Genomic DNA, 20,281 nt, shown 5'->3' with positions numbered 1-20,281 from the left:
ACTGCGCGTCGCGCATCAAGCGCCCACACTTATCGGCTGTTAATTTTTAAAGATCGATTCCGCATTCACCACCAAACCGGCACCGCGCGCTGTCGACTTCCCAACCACCCGGCACCGCTTCGTTCTGCGTCGCTGCATCAGCAGCAGAGAAACGAGATTATGAAGGCTCTTTTTCGTTTCGTCAACAACATTTTTTCGCTTTCGCTTAAAACCTTGTTGACGCTACGCCCGCTGGTTTCTGCCGCGGCCTCGTTCTGCAACGAGGAGGCGAATCTTAGGTGAACATCGGCCATATGACAAGGGTTTGACCGAAATCTTTTTGGCGGCTCACTTGCGGGTCGATTTCACTACCGCGTCCATCGGGACTACTTCCGCCATTGCTGCATAACCCGCGTCGCTTGGATGGATGTGATCGCCACTGTCGAAGTTGCGCTGCAGGCGCTCCACTTGTGCCGGGTCACGCAACGCTGCGTCGAAGTCCACGACGCCATCGAAAGCATGACTAGTCCGAATCCACTGGTTGACAGCGAGCCGAATGCTTTCTCGCTGCGGCGCAAGCGACGCCGGCGTCAGCGTCGCACCGAACACCTTCACGCCGGCATGCCGGGCCGTAGCGATCAACCGCTGGTAGCCGGCAATCAGATCGGCGGCGGTCACCGAGGTGTGCGGAAAGTCGCAATCGAGACCATTGCGCGGCGGCATTGCCGCGAAGTTGATGTCGTTTATTCCGATCAGCAGAATCGCCGTCTTGACGTCCGGGCGCGCGAGCACGTCATGCTCGAAGCGCGTCGCGAGCGCGTCGCCGTAGCAAGGGGAGTCGCTCAGCAAGCGGTTGCCGCTGATTCCCAGATTGACGATCGCGGTCGACCGGTCGCCGCTAGCGGCAAACCGGCGCGCCAACACATCAGGCCAGCGGCGATTCTGATTCAGACTGGAGCGCATGCCGTCGGTGATCGAGTCACCGATCGCGGCAACGGCGGCGGATGCAGGCGCCGCGTCCACCGACAATCCGGTCATCCACACATATTGCGTAAACCGGCCGCGAAACTCTTCCGCGGAAGCGTCCGCCGTGTGATTACCCGGCGTCGAAACGTAGTTCACCTGGTTCGAAACGCGATGCCACGCCACGATGCGCTGCTCGGGCCCCACATACACGCTGACAGAGTAAGGCGCACCTTCGGCGATATCGATTGCGACTGGGTCGCTGTCCAACTCGCCACCCGGCGGAATTGAGACTGTGCCGTTGCCGCCGAAGGTCACGCGCGTCCCGCCACCACTTGCTGCCGCGCCGCCCGCCGAGCGTGCGATGCGCAGATCTTCGATAACGAGCGGAGTTTTGCCGTACCGGTTGCTCAGGTGGACGCGCGCCGATTTTCCGGACAACGTCGGATAGACAATCTGGCGCACCGTGCGGCCAGCTACTTCCGGTGCGCGGTAGAGCGGCGGCAAGTCCGCCCGCTGTGGGATAGGTTGCAGCGCCGTCGCCCAGGCGGTGACCCAATGTGCCGGAGCGTCGGCGGCAAAAACGGTGGAGGAAACGGCAAACTGGGCAAGCAGCGCCGCGCCGCAAGCAGCAGCCAGGGTGCGAATGGTCATTCGGGTCGTCGGTTCGAGGCAAAACGTGCATTGTGCCCGATCGCACCAGCCGTCGCGGATCTGCACGACGGCGTTCCCGCGCTCTGCCGACTCAGGCCGTCTGCGCCCCGGCCATCTTCAACGCGAGCGCCTCGGCGACTTCGATCCCGTCGATGGCCGCCGAGTAGATCCCACCAGCATAGCCAGCGCCTTCGCCGGCCGGATACAGGCCCTCGACATTCATGCTCTGATAGTCGTCCCGCCGACGCACGCGAATCGGCGACGACGTTCTCGTCTCGACGCCCGTCAGCACGGCATCGTGCATCGCGAACCCGGCGATCTTCTTGTCCATTTGCGGCAAGGCTTCGCGAATGGCCTCGATCACGTAGTCGGGAAGCGCCGTGCTGAGATCGGTCGGATGCACGCCCGGCTTGTACGACGGCACCACCGAACCCAGCGTCGTGGACGGCCGCCCGGCGATAAAGTCGCCGACCAGCTGGCCCGGCGCCATATAGTTACCGCCGCCGAGCTCGAAAGCCCGCTCTTCCCATTTGCGCTGGAAAGCAATGCCGGCGAGCGGCCCGCCCGGATAGTCGTCCGGCGTAATGCCGACCACGATCCCGGCATTGGCATTTCGCTCGGCCCGCGAATACTGGCTCATACCGTTGGTCACGACGCGGCCCGGCTCGGAGGTCGCTGCCACCACGGTGCCGCCCGGGCACATGCAGAAACTGTAGACGGCGCGGCCATTGCTGCAGTGATGCACCACCTTATAGTCGGCGGCGCCAAGCTGTTTGTGACCGGCAAATTTGCCGAACCGGCTGCGGTCGATCAACCCCTGCGGATGCTCGATCCGGAAACCGAGTGAAAACGGCTTCGCTTCAATATAGACGCCGCGGTCGTTCAACATCTGGAAGGTATCGCGCGCGCTATGGCCGACCGCCAGCACGACATGGTCGCAGCGCAGCGTTTCGCCGGTCGACAGCTTCAGCCCGCGCACCTTGCCCTGATCGATCTCGATATCGTCGACGCGGCTTTCAAAACGCACCTCGCCTCCAAGCTCGTGAATGGTCGCTCGCATCTTTTCAACCATGCTCACCAGCCGGAAAGTTCCGATATGGGGCCGGCTCAGAAACAGAATGTCTTCCGGGGCGCCGGCTCGCACGAATTCGTCGAGCACCTTGCGGCCGTAATGCTTCGGATCCTTGATCTGGCTGTATAGCTTGCCGTCGGAGAAAGTGCCCGCGCCGCCTTCGCCGAACTGCACATTCGACTCAGGATTGAGCACCGATTTGCGCCACAGGCCAAAGGTGTCCTTGGTGCGTTCGCGCACAGCCTTGCCGCGCTCGAGGATGATCGGCCGGAAGCCCATCTGCGCGAGGATCAGCCCGGCAAACAGGCCGCACGGCCCCATGCCGATTACGACGGGGCGCAGCGCGGTCATCTGCGCGGGCGCCTTGGCGACGAACTGGTAAGTCATGTCGGGCGTCACGCCGCAATGCGGCACGTCGGCGAGCCGCTTGAGCGCCGCCGCTTCATCCGTAACCTCGACATCGACGATGTACGTGAGCTTGATGTCGGCGCGCTTGCGCGCATCATGCGCGCGGCGGAACACGGTGTATCGGATGAGCCCATCCGCAGCCACGCCGAGTTCCGCGAGGCGCGCGCGTACGGCGGCTTCGAGAGCGCTCTCGGGATGATCGAGCGGGAGTTTGATTTCGCTTAGACGTAACATGAGTACCGGGGGATGCAGGAAGGCCGCAAATCGCGGCCAATTCGCAATTTTATAGGTTTAGTGTAGGGACGGGGCGGCGGCCGGACGAAACCCTTGCAAAGGAAGCCGCGCAAGCCCCTATCGGCCCGATCGACTCATCTCAAAAAATTTATTAACCGACCGGTCGGTTGGCTTATACTGTGCGCACACAGACAACTTCCGCAGAGAGCGTCCCCATGTACACGCAATCCCTGGATATTCCCGGCAATGTCGCTCCGCTGGACGCGGGCGCAGATTCGTCCGAGCAGGTGCAGTTCGACGCGGTCATGGCCGCCGACGGCAAGATCGAAGCTCAAGACTGGATGCCGGAGGCCTACCGCAAGACGCTGGTCCGGCAAATCTCGCAGCACGCGCATTCGGAAATCGTCGGCATGCTGCCGGAGGGTAACTGGATCACGCGCGCGCCCAGCCTGAAGCGCAAGGCGATTCTGCTCGCCAAGGTGCAGGACGAGGCCGGCCACGGCCTCTATCTATATAGCGCAGCGGAAACGCTCGGCGTGTCGCGCGATCAGCTGATCGCCGCGCTGCACTCGGGCAAAGCCAAATATTCGAGCATCTTCAATTACCCGACGCCGACCTGGGCGGACGTCGGCGTGATCGGCTGGCTGGTGGACGGCGCGGCGATCATGAATCAGATTCCGCTGTGCCGCTGCACGTATGGCCCGTACGCACGCGCCATGATCCGCATCTGCAAGGAGGAGTCGTTCCATCAGCGCCAGGGTTTCGACGCGCTCATGTCGATGATGGCCGGCACCGAAGCGCAACGCGAACTGGTCCAGCAGGCCGTGAACCGCTGGTGGTGGCCGGTGCTGATGATGTTCGGCCCGAGCGACAAGGATTCGATCCACAGCAACCAGTCGTCGAAATGGGGCATCAAGCGCATCTCGAACGACGACCTGCGCCAGAAATTCGTCGACGCCACCGTCGACCAGGCCAAGGTGCTCGGCGTCACGCTGCCCGACCCGGACCTGAAATGGAACGAAGCGCGCGGCCATCACGACTACGGCGACATCGACTGGGAAGAGTTCTGGCGCGTGGTGAACGGCGACGGCCCGTGCAACCGCGAGCGTCTCGCCACCCGTGTCAAAGCCCACGACGACGGCGCCTGGGTCCGCGAAGCCGCCCTCGCCCACGCCGAAAAACAGCGCCAGCGCGCACAACAGCACGCCGCCTAACCGCGCGGTTTGCCGGACAAAGAATCAGGAGATTTGCAATGAACAAGGAATGGCCGATTTGGGAAGTCTTCGTGCGTAGCAAGCAGGGACTCGACCACAAACACTGCGGCAGCCTGCACGCCGCCGACGCGCCGATGGCGCTGCGCATGGCGCGCGACGTCTACACGCGCCGCCAGGAAGGCGTGAGCATCTGGGTGGTGCCGTCGTCGGCGATTACGGCGTCCGCGCCGGAAGACAAGGCGGAACTGTTCGAACCGGCTGGCGACAAGATCTACCGCCACCCGACGTTCTACACGCTCCCCGACGAAGTCAACCACATGTAAGCGCGGCCATGACCATCACGCCCCAACATCTCCAGTACGTGCTGCGCCTCGCGGACACCGCGCTGATCCTCGGTCAGCGCAATACCGAATGGTGCGGCCACGGCCCGATCCTCGAAGAAGATATCGCGCTGTCGAACATGAGCCTCGACCTGATTGGCCAGGCGCGGCTGCTGTACACGCACGCGGCGTCGCTCGAACAGCAACTCACCGGCAAAAACCGCACGGAAGACGACTACGCGTACTTTCGCGCCGAGCGCGAGTTCGCCAACTTCACGCTCGCCGAGTTGCCGCATGTCGGCCCGCTGTCGGCCACGGCGAAAGCCGAAAAGGATTACGCGGTCACGATCGTCCGCAATTTCCTCTACTCGACGCTGATGGCGCATCTGTGGACTGCCCTCATGGCATCCAGCGACGAGCAGTTGGCGGCGATTGCCTCCAAGTCGATCAAGGAAACCAGTTATCACGCGCACCACGCACGCGAGTGGTTGATCCGTTTCGGCGACGGCACGGAAGAATCGCACCGCCGCGCGCAAGCCGCGCTGGACTATCTGGTGCCGTATACGCGGGAGTTCTTCAGCACGGATGCCGTCGAGGAAAGCATCGCGGCAGCCGGCATCGGCCCGTTGACGTCGGACCTCGAAACAGCATGGCTCGACGACGTGCGCGCCACGCTCGACGAAGCCACCTTGACGTTGCCCGAACCGGTCAAGCACGTCACGACCGGCAAGCACGGCGAACATTCCGAGCACATGGGCTTCGTGCTGGCTGAAATGCAGAGCCTTGCACGCCAACACCCCGGCGCCACCTGGTAATCCGACGATGACGACTTCGACAGCCCTCCGCACGACCGAAACAATCGACGCCACCCTCGCCCGCGCATGGGCCGTGCTCGAAACGGTGCCGGACCCGGAGATTCCGGTGGTGTCGATTCGCGAACTCGGCATTTTGCGCGATGTGCGGCGCGACGCCGACGGCACGCTCGAAGTCGTGATCACGCCGACCTACTCCGGTTGCCCGGCTATGTCGCAGATCGCCGAGGACGTCTCGCATGCGCTCGACGCGGCCGAACTCAAGCCCTATCGGATCGCCACGGTGCTCGCGCCGGCCTGGACGACCGACTGGATGACCGCCGATGCCCGCGAAAAGCTGCGCGCCTACGGCATTGCGCCGCCCACGGGCAATTGCGGTTCGCCCGCGCCCGTGCAGGAAAAAGTGATGCGCTTTGTGCCCCGCGCGCTGCCCGCGCCGTCGTGTCCGCGTTGCGGCTCGGCGCACACCGAGCGTCTCGCGCAATTCGGCTCGACTGCCTGCAAAGCCCTGTACCGCTGCCTCGACTGCCGCGAACCCTTCGACTACTTCAAACCATACTGATATGGCCACTCCGCAATTTCACCCGCTGCGTATCCGCGAAGTGCGGCCCGAAACCGCCGATTCGGTTTCGGTCGCCTTCGAAGTCCCCGCCGAACTGCGCGACCACTATCGTTTCACGCAAGGCCAGTTCGTCACGTTGAAGACGCATATCGACGGTGAGGAAACGCGCCGTTCGTATTCGATCTGCGTCGGCGTCACCGATTACGACCGCGACGGCGAACTGCGCATCGGCATCAAGCGGGTACGCGGCGGACGTTTCTCGAACTTTGCGTTCGACACGCTGCAGCCCGGCCACACGATCGACGTGATGACGCCGGACGGACGCTTCTTCACCCATCTGAACGCCGATCAGGGTCAGCAATATCTGGCGTTTTCGGGCGGTTCGGGCATCACGCCGGTGCTGGCCATCATCAAGACGACGCTCGAAGTCGAACCGCGCAGCACCTTCACGCTCGTGTACGGCAACCGTAGCGTCGATCAGATCATGTTCGCGGAAGAGCTCGAAGATCTGAAGAACCGCTTCATGAACCGCTTCGTGCTCTATCACGTGCTGTCCGACGATCTGCAGGACGTCGAGTTGTTCAACGGCGTGCTCGATCAGGATAAGTGCGCGGCCTTCATCGAGAATCTGTTGCCGGCCGACGCGATCGACGAAGCCTTCATCTGCGGCCCCGCTCCGATGATGGACGCCGCCGAAGCCGCGCTGAAAGCCGCCGGCGTGCCATCGGAAAAGGTGCATGTGGAGCGCTTCGGTTCGCCGCTGCCGCAAGCGGGCGTGCCGCCGCTCGAAATCACCGAAGATACGCCGGCTGCCGACCTCGAAATCGTGCTCGACGGAAAGCGCCGCAAGCTGCGCCTGCCGTATCAGGGCGTGAGCGTGCTCGACGTCGGCCTGCGCGCCGGCCTCGCGCTGCCTTATGCGTGCAAGGGCGGCGTCTGCTGCACCTGTCGCGCGAAGGTGCTGGAAGGCGAAGTGAAGATGGAAAAGAACTACACGCTCGAAGAACACGAAATCCGCGACGGTTTCGTGCTGACGTGTCAATGCCATCCGATCAGCGACCGCGTGGTGGTGAGCTACGACGAACGTTGAGCCGCGTGCGAAGGCGGGCCCGCAAGACGCCCGTCGCGCTTTCAGCAGGTCCGCGATCCGCTTACACTAGGGGCCGCTCGCGACCGGACACCTGTTCCGGTCGGTGAGCGGCCCCTAATGTTGTCAACCGCCCTACGCCACTGCCGATGAGCACGATCCACCTCACCAACGGCGATGTCGCCGCCGAGTCACTGCGCACCGCTTTGCGCGATGCGGGCCGCGACGAGCGCGTGCACGCACTGCGCGACGATCTCGCGGTCGGCCCGCTGCGCGGCGTCGACGACTCGCCCGACGTGCGCGCGGACTTCTGGGATCGCGTGAGCGCCGACACGAAGCGCGATTTCCTGCGGGAATTCCGCGAGCAGGCCGCGGCGCTGGACAATATCGCGCGCGGCGAAGCGAATCTGGTGGTCTGGCACGGCGAAAGCGCATCGGATCAATTGATGCTGCGCCGCGTCTGCTATCACCTGCGCAACAACCCGCAGCGTCTGAACGAAGTGCGTCTGTCGATTCGTGACCTCACCGATCCGGGCGCGTGGGCGCACAGCCGCAAAGACCGCGCGACGTCGGTCGGCATGTTCGCGCCGGCCGTTCTGCAATCCCGTCTGCCGGACGCCGCGCCGATTTCCGTGCTGCGCATCAGCCGGCTCGCGCTCGAATGGCAGGAAGTCAAACACGCGAACGGCGAAACCCGGCGCTGGCGCGACAATACTTTTACGAGCGGCAGCTTCGCGGAACTCGATGCGCTGATTCTCGAGCATGTGACTGAAGACTGGCAGCCCGCCGCGCGCGTCGCCGCCGAATTAATGGCCGCCGAGCTCGGCTTCCTGGTCAGCGACACTGTTGTGCTGTGGCGCTTCCGTGAAATGGCCGCAACCCGGCGCATCAAGCTGCGCGGCGACGCAAGCGCCTGGCGCACGCTCGAATTGTGCGCGGCGTTCGCCCCCTGTCCACATTAATAGAACAGACGACTATGGCCCGCACCCGAGCGCCCGACCACGAAACCCAGCGCGAACAGATTCTCGAACTCGCCGCGGCGAAGTTCGCCCAGACCAGCTATCCCAGTACCTCGATGGCCGACCTCGCCGCCGCGAGCGGCACCTCGAAAGCGCGCCTCTACCACTACTACGCCAGCAAGGAAGCGATCCTGTTCGATCTGCTGGACCGTTACACCAAGCGGCTGATGCTGATCATCGCGGAGGTGGAAGGAGCGAGCCAGCGGCGCGGCTTATCGGAGCGCGAAACCTTCGCCGAGCTGATCCGGGCGTTTCTGTCGGAGTATGAGACATCGCACAGCCGGCACGTCGCGCTGTTGAACGACGTGAAGTATCTGGTCGACACCCAGCGCGAAGTGATCCTGAACCGTCAGCGTGACGTGGTGGCGGCTTTTGCGCGGCAGTTGGCTCGCGCCTATCCAGAGCGCGCCACGCGCGACAACCAGACGGCGCTCACCATGATGGTGTTCGGCATGATCAACTGGACCTTCACTTGGCTGAAGCCGGATGGCCGGATGGGTTACCGTGAATTTGCCGAACAAGTGGTCGGCATGGTGGACCACGGATTGGGCTCAAACCCGGCCTGATCCCGCACCGCAACAATATTCATACGAAATAATGACTGAAAGCGACCGACGTGCGACATCGTGTTTCGAACGCTCGTCTCATTTATTTATTATTTAAAATCAATTACATAAAAATAGGGTGCAAGCTTTTTAGGCAACCTCTTCAAATATTGATACGGGTTTTCCCTAGTGCGTAGTGTCGATCTCCGCTAAAATTGCTTTTGCGGTGCACCACGCCGCTCGACCAAAAGGAGAACCCGACCATGAACTTGACAACACCCCGCGCCGCTGAGCCGATCGTCGCGCACGATCGCTTGATGCAGCCAGCCGGTCGTGCGCCTGCTCTGGTCCGCGAGCTCACTGTAGTCGACCGCGAACGCCTGCTCACCCACTTCCTGGCGCTCGACGAAGACGACCGGCTTCTGCGCTTCGGCCAGATCGTGCCGGACCACGTCATCGAAAACTATGTTCGCGCGATCGACTTCAAGCGCGACACCGTCTTCGGCGTCTTCAACGACCAATTGCAGTTGACCGGCGTTGGCCACCTGGCTTACCTGCCGGCCGAAGGCGACAAGCGTACGGCTGAGTTCGGCGTGTCCGTGCTGGAAAGCGTCCGCGGCCAGGGCATAGGCTCGAAGCTGTTCGAGCGTGCCGCCATTCGCAGCCGCAATACGCACGTCACCATGCTGTACATGCACTGCCTGTCGCGCAATTCGACCATGATGCATATCGCGAAGAAGGCCGGCATGAAGATCGAATACGCGTACGGCGAGGCAGACGCTTACCTCACGCTGCCGCCGGCGGATCAATCGAGCATCATCACGGAAATGCTGCAGGAACAGGCCGCCGTGTTCGACTACGCGCTCAAGCGGCAGGCGCGTCAGGCGTCGAAGCTGTTCGAGTCGTTCATGCCGGCGGCTGTCGCAGCCTGAGAGCATTGAGCTTCAGCAAGAACAAAGGGCAGCCCTGTGGCTGCCCTTTTTGTTTGCTTTTCTTCTCACCCCGCAGTTCGCCTCACAAGATCGGCAGCGCGGTCGTCTCCTTAAACTTTTCCAGCGAGAAGCTCGATTTCACGTCGATGACCGACGGATGATGTAGCAACTGGTCCTGCACGAAGCGCGAAAAGTGCGCCATGTCTTTCACCTGGACGCGCAACAAATAATCCATGTCGCCGGTCATCGCGTGGCATGCCACCACTTCCGGCCAGGTTTGCACCGCCGCGCGAAACAGATCCGCATGCGTGGCGTCGCCTCGCGAACTGAGCGCCGGACCGCCGCGCTTTTCGAGTCGCACATTCACATAGGCAAGCAAATCGAGACCAAGCTGTTGAGCATCGAGCAGCGCCACATAGCCGCGAATCACGCCGCTCTCTTCCAGCCGACGGATCCGCCGAAGACACGGACTCGGCGAAAGATTGATGCGCTCGGCGATTTCCTGATTCGACAGCCGGCCGTTCTCCTGAAGAATCGCCAGAATTCGCCTGTCGATGGCGTCTATCTCTATACTGGCCATTTTCTGCCGTCCATTCGAAACGTTGAGCTAGAAACTAGCGTCAGCGTAGCGACGCGCGATTAACTTCGCAAGTTTTCGCCGCAGATAGGCCTTTACACTGGCGTCATTCAGTCGCGCAATCGCCCAACCGGCTCGCGCCCATCAGGAGACAGACAATGCAGGTTTCAACTTGGGAAAATCCGCTCGGCACCGACGGCTTCGAGTTCATCGAATACACCGCGCCGGATCCGAAGGCACTCGGCAAGCTCTTCGAACAGATGGGCTTCACCGCCGTGGCCCGGCATCGTCATAAGGACGTGACGCTGTACCGCCAGGGGGAAATCAACTTCATCGTCAACGGCGAGCCGGATTCGTTCGCGCAACGCTTCACGCGTTTGCATGGCCCTTCGATCTGCGCGATCGCTTTCCGCGTTCAGGACGCCGCCAAGGCATACAAAGAAGCGCTGGAAAAAGGCGCTTGGGGCTTCGACAACAAAACCGGCCCGATGGAATTGAACATTCCGGCGATCAAGGGCATTGGCGACTCGCTGATCTATTTCGTCGATCGGTGGCGTGGCAAGAACGGCGCAGAGCCGAACAGCATTGGCAACATCGACATTTACGATGTCGACTTCGAACCGATTCCCGGCGCAAACCCGAACCCGCTCGGCCACGGCCTGACCTACATCGACCACCTGACGCACAACGTGCATCGCGGCCGGATGCAGGAATGGGCGGAGTTCTACGAGCGTCTGTTCAACTTCCGCGAAGTGCGTTATTTCGACATCGAAGGCAAGGTGACGGGCGTGAAGTCGAAGGCGATGACCTCGCCGTGCGGCAAGATCCGCATCCCGATCAATGAAGAAGGTTCGGAAACCGCCGGCCAGATTCAGGAATATCTCGACGCGTATCACGGCGAAGGCATTCAGCACATTGCCCTCGGCAGCAACGACATCTATCGCACGGTGGACGGCTTGCGCGCATCGAAAATCTCGCTGCTCGACACGATCGACACGTATTACGAGCTGGTCGATCGCCGCGTGCCGAATCACGGCGAGCCTCTCGACGAACTGCGCAAACGCAAGATTTTGATCGACGGAGCGCCCGAAGATCTGCTGCTGCAGATTTTCACGGAAAACCAGATCGGCCCGATCTTCTTCGAGATCATTCAGCGCAAGGGCAATCAGGGCTTCGGCGAGGGCAACTTCAAGGCACTGTTCGAATCGATCGAACTGGATCAGATTCGCCGTGGCGTGGTGCAAGACAAGGTCTGACGGCTTGGGCCGCTTCACGAGAGCGGCTGTGTAGATCCAAATGAAAAAGGGCGAAGATCTCACGATCTTCGCCCTTTTTCATGGCGCCGTTATCTCAAGCGAAACCTAGGTAGGACAACGGCAGGTTATTCAACCGACACACCGCATGCGCGGCGCATCACGAATTCTGGTCTTCCTCGCCGGGCTTAACGGATCGCGTGACGCGGTTCATGGCAATGCGTGCCGGTGCGACCTGCGCCGTACGGGTGACCGCGTTCGACAGCGCCCCTGCACTGCCCGAATTCGAGCGCACCGGTGCGCTCATGGCGAAAAATGCTGCCGAGACCATCAGGAAGGTCTGGATGTTTCTAGTGTTCATGCGTACTCCTTTTCTAACTGCCCTGTTGTCGTGAAGCTCCGCCGAATGCGGAGCGTTGCGCGGACATTGCTCACAGGTGGGGGTTAGACAGACATTTCGAGCGCGGTTCCGCAGATTTGTAGTTTTTACAGCTTGTTACAGGCTGTCGCCAGAGCGATGCGCGGCGAGGAGCGCGCATGCGCGCCGACATTCGCGACAAACGCGGAAGCCTCGTTCTTCCTAGGCTGCGGCGGGTTTCCACCAGTGCTACCATCACTTAAAACACGTCAATATGACGGCCCCGGCCCTACGCATTCACAAGATGCTGCGGCCCAAAAAAGTTTTGGTGATCCCAAACTGGTTGGAGGAGTACACATAATGAACGCCCCGCTAGACGCAGGTCAGCGAGCCTCGCTCGAAGCCGCGCTATCTTCCGTCACGCTCGACGACAAATACACCCTCGAACGCGGCCGCGCGTACATGAGCGGTATCCAGGCGCTAGTGCGTCTGCCGATGCTGCAGCAGGAACGCGACCGGGCCGCCGGGCTCAACACCGCCGGCTTTATCTCCGGTTACCGCGGATCGCCACTCGGCGGACTCGACCAATCCCTGTGGAAGGCGAAACAACATCTCGCCGCGCATCAGGTCGTGTTCCAGCCAGGCGTCAACGAAGACCTCGCGGCTACCGCCGTCTGGGGTTCGCAGCAAGTCAATCTGTACCCGAGCGCCAAATACGACGGCGTGTTCTCGATGTGGTACGGCAAAGGCCCCGGTGTCGACCGTTCCGGCGACGTCTTCAAGCACGGCAACTCGGCCGGTTCGGCGCGCAACGGCGGCGTTCTCGTCCTTGCCGGCGACGACCACGCCGCGAAATCGTCCACGCTCGCGCACCAGTCCGAACACATTTTCAAGGCGTGCGGCCTGCCGGTTCTGTTCCCGTCGAACGTGCAGGAATATCTCGACTTCGGTCTGCACGGCTGGGCGATGAGCCGCTATTCCGGCCTGTGGGTCGCAATGAAATGCGTGACCGATGTGGTCGAGTCGTCGGCATCGGTCGACATCGACCCGCATCGCACGAAGATCATTCTGCCGGAAGACTTCGCGATGCCCGAGGGCGGCCTGAATATCCGCTGGCCGGATCCGCCGCTGGTGCAGGAAGCGCGTCTGCTCGACTACAAATGGTATGCCGCGCTCGCCTACGTGCGGGCCAACAAACTCGACCGCGTCGAAATCGATTCGCCGCATGCGCGCTTCGGCATCATGACCGGCGGCAAGGCGTATCTCGACGTGCGCCAGGCACTGACCGACCTCGGTCTCGACGACGAAACCTGTTCGCGCATCGGCATCCGTCTGTACAAGGTCGGCTGTGTGTGGCCGCTCGAAGCGCAAGGCGCGCAGGCCTTCGCGCGTGGCCTCGACGAAATTCTGGTGGTCGAGGAAAAGCGCCAGATTCTCGAATACGCGATCAAGGAAGAACTGTACAACTGGCCCGACGCGCAACGTCCGCGCGTGTTTGGCAAGTTCGACGAGAAAGACGGCGCGGGCGGCGAATGGTCGGTGCCGATGGGCAACTGGCTGCTGCCGGCGCACTACGAACTTTCGCCGGCGATCATCGCCAAGGCGATCGCCACGCGGCTCGACAAGTTCGACTTGCCGTCGGATGTGCGCGCGCGCATCGCCACGCGCATCGCCGTGATCGAAGCAAAGGAAAAAGCGCTGGCACGCCCGCGCGTCGAAGCCGAACGCAAGCCGTGGTTCTGCTCGGGCTGTCCGCACAACACGTCGACCAACGTGCCGGAAGGCTCGCGCGCGATGGCCGGCATCGGCTGCCATTACATGACGGTGTGGATGGACCGCAGCACCAGCACCTTCAGCCAGATGGGCGGCGAAGGCGTGGCGTGGATCGGCCAGGCGCCGTTCAGCAACGACAAACACGTGTTCGCCAATCTCGGCGACGGAACCTACTTCCACTCCGGGCTGCTGGCGATTCGCGCGGCGATCGCGTCGAAGGCCAACATCACGTACAAGATTCTCTATAACGACGCGGTCGCCATGACCGGCGGCCAACCGGTCGACGGCGTGCTGACGGTGCCGCAGATCACACATCAACTCGCCGCCGAAGGCGCGACGAAAATCGTGATCGTCACCGACGAGCCGGAGAAGTACTCGGCGAATGTCGGCCTCGCGCCGGGCATCGACATTCATCATCGCGACAAGCTCGACGAGGTACAACGCGCGCTGCGCGAAGTGTCCGGCACCACGATCCTGATTTACGACCAGACCTGCGCAACGGAGAAACGCCGCCGCAGGAAACGCGGCACGTATCCGGACCCGGCACGCCGCGTCGTGATCAACGAGGCCGTGTGCGAAGGCTGCGGCGATTGCTCGGTGAAGTCGAACTGCCTGTCGGTCGAGCCGCTCGACACCGAGTACGGCACGAAGCGCCAGATCAATCAGTCCACCTGCAACAAGGACTTCTCGTGCGTGAACGGTTTCTGCCCGAGCTTCGTCTCGGTTGAAGGTGGTCAGTTGCGCAAGCCGAAGGCCGCTTCCGGTCTCGCCGGCGACGCGATGCCGCCGGTGCCGGAACCCGACCTGCCGTCCATGGAGCGGCCGTATGGCGTGCTGGTGACAGGCGTCGGCGGCACGGGTGTCGTGACGATCGGCGCGCTGCTCGGCATGGCCGCGCATCTGGAGAACAAGGGCGTTACCGTGCTCGACGTCACCGGCCTCGCGCAGAAAGGCGGCGCCGTGATGAGCCACGTGCAGATCGCGAAGAATCCGGCCGACATTCATGCGACCCGCATCGCCATGGGCGAAGCGAGTCTCGTGATCGGCTGCGATGCGATCGTCACGGCAAGCGACGAATGCGTGTCGCGTATGCAGGCGGGCCGCACACGTGTCGTGTTGAACAGCGCGCATACGCCGACCGCCGAACTCATCAAGAACCCGAACTGGCGCTTCCCGGGCAGCAGCACGGAAGCCGACGTGCGCGCCGCCGCCGGCGACGACGGTGTCGATACGGTCGACGCGAATCACTTCGCGGTCGCGCTGCTTGGCGACGCGATCTATACGAATCCGTTCGTGCTCGGCTATGCATGGCAACGCGGCTGGGTGCCGCTCACGTATCAGTCGCTGATGCGCGCCATCGAGTTGAACAACGTACAGGTCGAGAAGAACCGTGCGGCGTTCGAGTGGGGCCGCCGCGCCGCGCACGATCTGGCCGGCGTGCGCAAGCTCGCGCAATCGCAAGGACGCGGCGCCGCGGCGGAAACGGCGAGCAGCAAGATCATCTCGCTGCACACGCCGAAGGCGCTCGACACGCTGATCGACAAACGCGCCGAGTATCTGACCGCGTGGCAGAACAGCGCGTATGCCGACCGCTATCGCGCGCTGGTGTCGCAAGTGCGTGCAGCGGAGTCGGCGCTCGATTCGATCGACAGCCAGTTGCCGTTGACCGAAGCCGTCGCGAAGAACCTGCACAAGCTGATGGCCTACAAGGACGAGTACGAAGTCGCGCGTCTGTATAGCGATCCGGCGTTCATCGAAAAGCTGAAGGCGAATTTTGAAGGCGACTGGAAGCTGCACATTCACCTCGCGCCGCCGACGTTCTCGAAGAAAGATGCCAAGGGTCATCTGGTGAAGAAGAAGTACGGCCCGTGGGTTTTCAGCGCGATGCACGTGCTGGCACGCTTCAAGTTCCTGCGCGGCACCGCGCTCGATGTGTTCGGCAAGACGGAAGAGCGCCGCACCGAACGTGCATTGATCGGCGAGTACGAAGCGCTGGTGCGCGAACTGATCGCCGGCCTGACTACGCAAAAGCGTGAGTTGGCAGTCGAACTGGCGAATCTGCCGGACGGCATTCGCGGCTACGGTCACGTGAAGGAAAACAACCTGAAGGGCGTGCGCGTCAAATGGAACGAGTTGCTTGCGCGGTGGCGGTCGCCGGAGGCCGGCAAGACGCAACACGCGGCGTGATCGGGATGGCTTGACCGGCTCGCCGGTCTGAAAACAGAAAGGCGGCGGTCCTCGCGGACAGTCGCCTTTTTTACGTGCTGTGCTGCGCTGTGAAAAGTGACGTGCGATGCTGTTGCAAAGACAGCGCGCCAACAAAAAAGCCACGGAAACGACATCCGTGGCTTTTTTCGCAGACTCGTCGCGCGCGCCTCGACGACGCGCCGCTCCGATTCTCAAAGCATCCGCATTACTTCGCGTTCACTGCCTTGCGTGCGTTGGCCGAAGCCACTGCCGTCATGTTGATGATCCGGCGCACGGTCGCAGCCGGCGTCAGGATGTGCACCGGCTTTTCCGCGCCCAGCAGGAACGGGCCGACCGTCACGCCTTCGCCGCCGATCATCTTCAGCAGGTTGTACGTGATGTTCGCCGCTTCCACGTTCGGCATGATCAGCAGGTTGGCTTCGCCAGTCAGCGTCGTGCCCGGGAACGCAGCCTTGCGCACCACTTCCGACAGCGCGGCATCGCCATGCATCTCACCGTCGATTTCGAGCGAGGGCGCACGTTCGACAATCAGCTTGCGAGCTGCGGCCATGCGTTGCGACGACGACGACGGCGCGCTGCCGAAGTTCGAGTTCGACAGCAACGCCACCTTCGGCGTGATACCGAACTTCTCCATCTCACCCGCAGCCAGCATCGTCATGTCGGCGAGTTGCTCGGCGGTCGGCGTTTCGTTCACGTACGTATCGCAGATGAACAGATTGCGGCCGGGCAGCATGAGCAGGTTCATGGCAGCGAAGTTCTGCACGTTGTCCGCCTTGCCCAGCACCTGCTCGATGAACTTCAGATGCGCGTGGTACTGGCCAATCATGCCGCAGATCATGCCGTCCGCTTCGCCGAGGCGCACGAGGATCGCGCCGATCAGCGTGTTGAACTTGCGCATCGCAGCCTTCGCCACGTCCGGCGTCACGCCTTCGCGCGCGCCGAGTTCGTGGTAAGCCTGCCAGGATTTCTGATAGCGCGGATCGTCTTCCGGATCGACGATTTCGAAGTCGTCTCCGCACTTGAGCTTCGAGCCCATCTTCTTCAGACGCATCTCGATCACCGACGGACGGCCGACCAGAATCGGCTTTGCGATCTTTTCCAGCAGCACGAATTGCGCGGCGCGCAGCACGCGCTCGTCTTCACCTTCGGCGAACACGATACGCGCCGGCTCCGCCTTCGCGGCCGCGAACACCGGACGCATCACCATGCCCGTGCGATACACCGTCGTGCCGAGTTCTTCGCGATACGCGTCCATGTCCTTGATCGGACGGGTCGCCACGCCCGAATCCATCGCGGCTTGCGCGACAGCCGGCGCGATCTTGATGATCAGACGCGGATCGAACGGCTTCGGAATCAGATACTCGGGGCCGAATTCCAGCGAGTGGCCTTCGTAGGCCTTCGCGACTTCGTCGCCCTGATCGGTTTCTTCAGCCAGCTCGGCGATGGCGCGCACGCAGGCGAGCTTCATTTCTTCCGTGATGGTGGTCGCGCCGACATCCAGCGCGCCGCGGAAGATGAACGGGAAGCACAGCACGTTGTTGACCTGGTTCGGATAGTCCGAACGGCCGGTCGCGATGATGCAGTCCGGGCGAACCTTCTTGGCGTCTTCCGGGCGGATTTCCGGTTCCGGATTGGCCAGCGCGAGGATCAGCGGCTGCGTGCCCATTTCAGCGACCATCTCCGGCTTCAGCACGCCGGCGCTCGAGCAGCCGAGGAACACATCCGCGCCGCGGATCGCGTCAGCGAGCGTGCGTGCCTCGGTGTTCGCCGCGTAGCGTTCCTTCGACGGATCGAGGTTGCCGCGGCCTTCGTAGATCACGCCCTTGGAGTCGGTGACGAGAACGTTCTTCTTCGACAGGCCCAGATTCACCAGCAGGTCCAGACAGGCGATTGCCGCAGCGCCCGCGCCCGAACACACCAGTTTCACTTCGTCGAGCTTCTTGCCGACCACTTTCAGGCCATTCAGGATCGCCGCGGAAGCGATAATCGCCGTGCCGTGCTGATCGTCGTGGAAGACCGGAATCTTCATGCGCTCGCGCAGCTTCTTCTCGATGTAGAAGCACTCGGGCGCCTTGATGTCTTCGAGGTTGATGCCGCCGAGCGTCGGCTCGAGCATCGCGATCGCTTCGACCAGTTTGTCAGGATCGGACTCGGCGAGTTCGATGTCGAACACGTCGATGCCGGCGAACTTCTTGAAGAGACAGCCCTTGCCTTCCATCACCGGCTTCGCGGCGAGCGGGCCGATGTTGCCGAGACCAAGCACGGCCGTGCCATTCGTGATCACGCCGACCAGGTTGCCGCGCGAGGTGTATTTCTGCGCGTCGAGCGGCTCGTCGTAGATCGCCATACAGGCCGCGGCGACGCCCGGCGAGTACGCCAGCGACAGATCGAGCTGGTTCGATAGCGGCTTGGTGGGCGTGACCGAAATCTTGCCGGGTTTCGGATTCTGGTGGTATGCGAGAGCGCTTTGCTTAAGTTGTTCGTCCATTTTTTGGCCTGCGAGACGTAAGAAATTGGGCCCGGCACACCGCACCGTCAGCGTCGCGCGCATCTATCGAATGGATAATCGATTGAGGCGGTTTTCGCTTGCGCCGGTTGGGCGCCGCGTCGAACCTCGCCCGAGGACCGGACGATGCGGAGTGCTTTGCGGGTCGGTTAGTGTACACCCCGAATGAGACGATGCACTGACTGGTTAACCATGCTCGCCATCGGCGAAACAGAGCGTGCGCATTGCTGCGGCGCCGCATCGACGGGCTTCTTGCGGCGTGTCATCCGCAGGTCATGGACAGGTGGTTCGCACTCACTCGAGCTCGGCGCCGCGTCGTTCGGGAATCAGGAAGAGTGTCGCGAAGATGTCGAGCAGGTAGATCGACGCGAGCAAAGCGAGCGCCGCGCCGAACGAATAGCGCGCGGCCAGAGCGCCTACCACCACCGGTCCGAAACCGCCCACCGCGCGGCCGGCATTGAACAGCACGTTCTGCGCGGTGGCGCGCGCATCGGTCGGGTAGAGCTCGGAGATCAGCGCACCGTAACCGCCAATCATGCCGTTGACGAACACGCCCATCGCCGCGCCGCCGATCAGTAATGCCATCGGCGTGTTCAGGTGAGCGTAGACGAACACCATCACCACGGCGCCCGCCTGATAGAACAGAAAAGTCGGCTTGCGGCCGAAGCGGTCGGCGGCGATGCCGAACAGCCAGATGCCGCACGCCATGCCTAGAATCGTCGCGGAGGTCCACAGTCCGGATTTGGTCAGCGAATAGCCGAAGGTCTTCGACAGATAGCTTGGCAGCCAGATCATCAGGCCGTAGTAGCCGAAGTTCTGGACCGAACAGAGAATCGTCACGCCGATGCTTGCCCGCGTGGTGCGGCCGTCCGCCACCAGTAATTTCAACGGCAGCTTGCGCATGCCGCGCACCACACGCTCGGTAAAGAGCGCCGGTTCTTCAACGCGGCGCCGCACGAAGAACGACACCACCGCCGGCAACAGCCCGAGCGCGAACATGCCGCGCCAGCCGATCACCGGCAACAGCAGCGGCGTCAGCAATGCCGCCGCCAACACGCCGAGCTGCCATCCCAAGCCGACATACGACGACACGCGCGCCCGCTGCGCTGCCGGCCATGCTTCGGCCACCAGCGTCATGCCGATGCCGAACTCGCCACCCAGCCCGATTCCGGCAATGGTCCGATAGGCCAGCAGATCGGCATAGCCTTGCGCGAGCGCACACAAGCCGGTGAACACGGCAAAGATCAGGATCGTCCACGTCAGCATGCGCACGCGGCCGAAATAGTCGCTCAGCACGCCGAAGACCAACCCGCCCGCCACCGCGCCGATCAGTGTCCAGGTGACGAGCGAACCGGCCTGCGTGGAGCTCAGATGCAGATCGGCGGCAATCACGGGCAGCATGAAGCCGAGGATCAGCAGATCGAAGCCGTCCATCGCGTAGCCGAGCACCGAGGCGATCAACGCGCGGCCGGCATAGCCATTTCGCACGGATGCGCGGGAGTCGGCGGCGGAGGGAGCGACGTTCATTGAAAGTATTCCGTAGGTCGAATGGGCGGCAATGGCGGCAAGCGCCCGAGAAATGCGCGTGAGTGTAAAGGCGCCCTTAAGGGCCCACAAGCGAACCAAAAAGCGCTCGTCCAGCGCCGTCCTTCAATGTTCGGCAAGCTCGCCCGGTGCGTCCGTTATGACCGTCATTCACTGCGGCCACGCACGACGGCCTCCTCGGAAGGGCCCGTTTCGGGTAAAATGTCGGCCTACGCGCGCAGCAAAAACCGGCCTGCACTCCACTGACCGGCCGCGTATTC

General features: G+C 62.5%; 17 protein-coding genes. 11 read left to right on the top strand and 6 right to left on the bottom strand.

Translation table 11 applies throughout. The features are described 5' to 3' along the window. On the top strand, window positions 1-282 hold a 282-nt coding region (locus tag ACFSNN_RS27240; RefSeq protein WP_377779200.1), incomplete at its 5' end, for a hypothetical protein. A gap of 45 nt (window positions 283-327) precedes the next feature. Here ACFSNN_RS27240 and ACFSNN_RS27235 read toward each other — a convergent pair. After that, the gene (locus ACFSNN_RS27235) at window positions 328-1,596 is read right to left on the bottom strand and encodes an SGNH/GDSL hydrolase family protein (protein ID WP_134457638.1); all 1,269 of its coding nucleotides are present in this window, start codon (window positions 1,594-1,596) and stop codon (window positions 328-330) included. A 91-nt stretch (window positions 1,597-1,687) separates the two neighbouring features. After that, window positions 1,688-3,310, bottom strand: coding sequence for an NAD(P)/FAD-dependent oxidoreductase (locus ACFSNN_RS27230; RefSeq protein WP_134457637.1), 1,623 nt, complete (start codon window positions 3,308-3,310; stop codon window positions 1,688-1,690). 215 nt (window positions 3,311-3,525) lie between these two features. On the opposite strand from ACFSNN_RS27230, the gene paaA reads away from it, so the two are divergent. The 8 genes from paaA (at window position 3,526) to ACFSNN_RS27190 (ending at window position 9,801) form a co-directional block, all read left to right on the top strand. Then, the gene (gene paaA / locus ACFSNN_RS27225; protein WP_134457636.1) at window positions 3,526-4,524 is read left to right on the top strand and encodes a 1,2-phenylacetyl-CoA epoxidase subunit PaaA; all 999 of its coding nucleotides are present in this window, start codon (window positions 3,526-3,528) and stop codon (window positions 4,522-4,524) included. 38 nt (window positions 4,525-4,562) lie between these two features. Beyond that, window positions 4,563-4,847, top strand: a complete 285-nt coding sequence (gene paaB / locus ACFSNN_RS27220) for a 1,2-phenylacetyl-CoA epoxidase subunit PaaB (RefSeq protein WP_007179854.1) — start codon at window positions 4,563-4,565, stop codon at window positions 4,845-4,847. A gap of 8 nt (window positions 4,848-4,855) precedes the next feature. Then, window positions 4,856-5,659: a 1,2-phenylacetyl-CoA epoxidase subunit PaaC gene (gene paaC / locus ACFSNN_RS27215; RefSeq protein ID WP_134457635.1), complete on the top strand. Its 804-nt coding sequence runs from the start codon at window positions 4,856-4,858 to the stop codon at window positions 5,657-5,659. A gap of 7 nt (window positions 5,660-5,666) precedes the next feature. Further along, window positions 5,667-6,218: a 1,2-phenylacetyl-CoA epoxidase subunit PaaD gene (gene paaD, locus ACFSNN_RS27210; RefSeq protein WP_134457634.1), complete on the top strand. Its 552-nt coding sequence runs from the start codon at window positions 5,667-5,669 to the stop codon at window positions 6,216-6,218. A gap of 1 nt (window position 6,219) precedes the next feature. Further along, window positions 6,220-7,308: a 1,2-phenylacetyl-CoA epoxidase subunit PaaE gene (gene paaE / locus ACFSNN_RS27205; protein ID WP_134457633.1), complete on the top strand. Its 1,089-nt coding sequence runs from the start codon at window positions 6,220-6,222 to the stop codon at window positions 7,306-7,308. 146 nt (window positions 7,309-7,454) lie between these two features. Continuing rightward, window positions 7,455-8,267 carry a DUF1835 domain-containing protein gene (locus tag ACFSNN_RS27200; protein WP_134457632.1) on the top strand — a complete coding sequence of 271 codons (813 nt, stop codon included), beginning with the start codon at window positions 7,455-7,457 and terminating at the stop codon, window positions 8,265-8,267. A gap of 14 nt (window positions 8,268-8,281) precedes the next feature. Continuing rightward, entirely contained in the window at window positions 8,282-8,890 is a 609-nt protein-coding gene (locus ACFSNN_RS27195) for a TetR/AcrR family transcriptional regulator (protein WP_134457631.1), read from the top strand. Between the two features lie 242 nt (window positions 8,891-9,132). Then, the gene (locus ACFSNN_RS27190) at window positions 9,133-9,801 is read left to right on the top strand and encodes a GNAT family N-acetyltransferase (protein ID WP_134457630.1); all 669 of its coding nucleotides are present in this window, start codon (window positions 9,133-9,135) and stop codon (window positions 9,799-9,801) included. A gap of 82 nt (window positions 9,802-9,883) precedes the next feature. Here the strand turns inward: ACFSNN_RS27190 and ACFSNN_RS27185 are convergent, their stop codons facing one another. Continuing rightward, window positions 9,884-10,381 (bottom strand): Lrp/AsnC family transcriptional regulator, encoded by a 498-nt coding sequence (locus ACFSNN_RS27185; RefSeq protein WP_134457629.1) that lies wholly within the window; start codon window positions 10,379-10,381, stop codon window positions 9,884-9,886. 155 nt (window positions 10,382-10,536) lie between these two features. On the opposite strand from ACFSNN_RS27185, the gene hppD reads away from it, so the two are divergent. Next, window positions 10,537-11,634, top strand: a complete 1,098-nt coding sequence (hppD, locus tag ACFSNN_RS27180) for a 4-hydroxyphenylpyruvate dioxygenase (RefSeq protein WP_134457628.1) — start codon at window positions 10,537-10,539, stop codon at window positions 11,632-11,634. 157 nt (window positions 11,635-11,791) lie between these two features. On the opposite strand, the gene ACFSNN_RS27175 is transcribed toward hppD, so the two are convergent. Next, window positions 11,792-11,992: a hypothetical protein gene (locus ACFSNN_RS27175; protein WP_134457627.1), complete on the bottom strand. Its 201-nt coding sequence runs from the start codon at window positions 11,990-11,992 to the stop codon at window positions 11,792-11,794. A 357-nt stretch (window positions 11,993-12,349) separates the two neighbouring features. Here ACFSNN_RS27175 and ACFSNN_RS27170 point away from each other — a divergent pair, with 357 nt between their 5' ends. Then, the gene (locus tag ACFSNN_RS27170) at window positions 12,350-15,949 is read left to right on the top strand and encodes an indolepyruvate ferredoxin oxidoreductase family protein (RefSeq protein ID WP_134457626.1); all 3,600 of its coding nucleotides are present in this window, start codon (window positions 12,350-12,352) and stop codon (window positions 15,947-15,949) included. Between the two features lie 226 nt (window positions 15,950-16,175). On the opposite strand, the gene ACFSNN_RS27165 is transcribed toward ACFSNN_RS27170, so the two are convergent. Together ACFSNN_RS27165 and ACFSNN_RS27160 are read right to left on the bottom strand one after the other, a co-directional pair. Next, window positions 16,176-18,458 (bottom strand): NADP-dependent malic enzyme, encoded by a 2,283-nt coding sequence (locus tag ACFSNN_RS27165; RefSeq protein WP_134457625.1) that lies wholly within the window; start codon window positions 18,456-18,458, stop codon window positions 16,176-16,178. A gap of 312 nt (window positions 18,459-18,770) precedes the next feature. Continuing rightward, window positions 18,771-20,003, bottom strand: a complete 1,233-nt coding sequence (locus tag ACFSNN_RS27160) for an MFS transporter (RefSeq protein WP_134457624.1) — start codon at window positions 20,001-20,003, stop codon at window positions 18,771-18,773. Window positions 20,004-20,281: the final 278 nt, after the last annotated feature.

The organism is Paraburkholderia dipogonis (assembly GCF_042680985.1).
GTDB lineage: Bacteria > Pseudomonadota > Gammaproteobacteria > Burkholderiales > Burkholderiaceae > Paraburkholderia > Paraburkholderia phytofirmans.
This window is presented reverse-complemented; position numbering and strand designations above follow the sequence as displayed.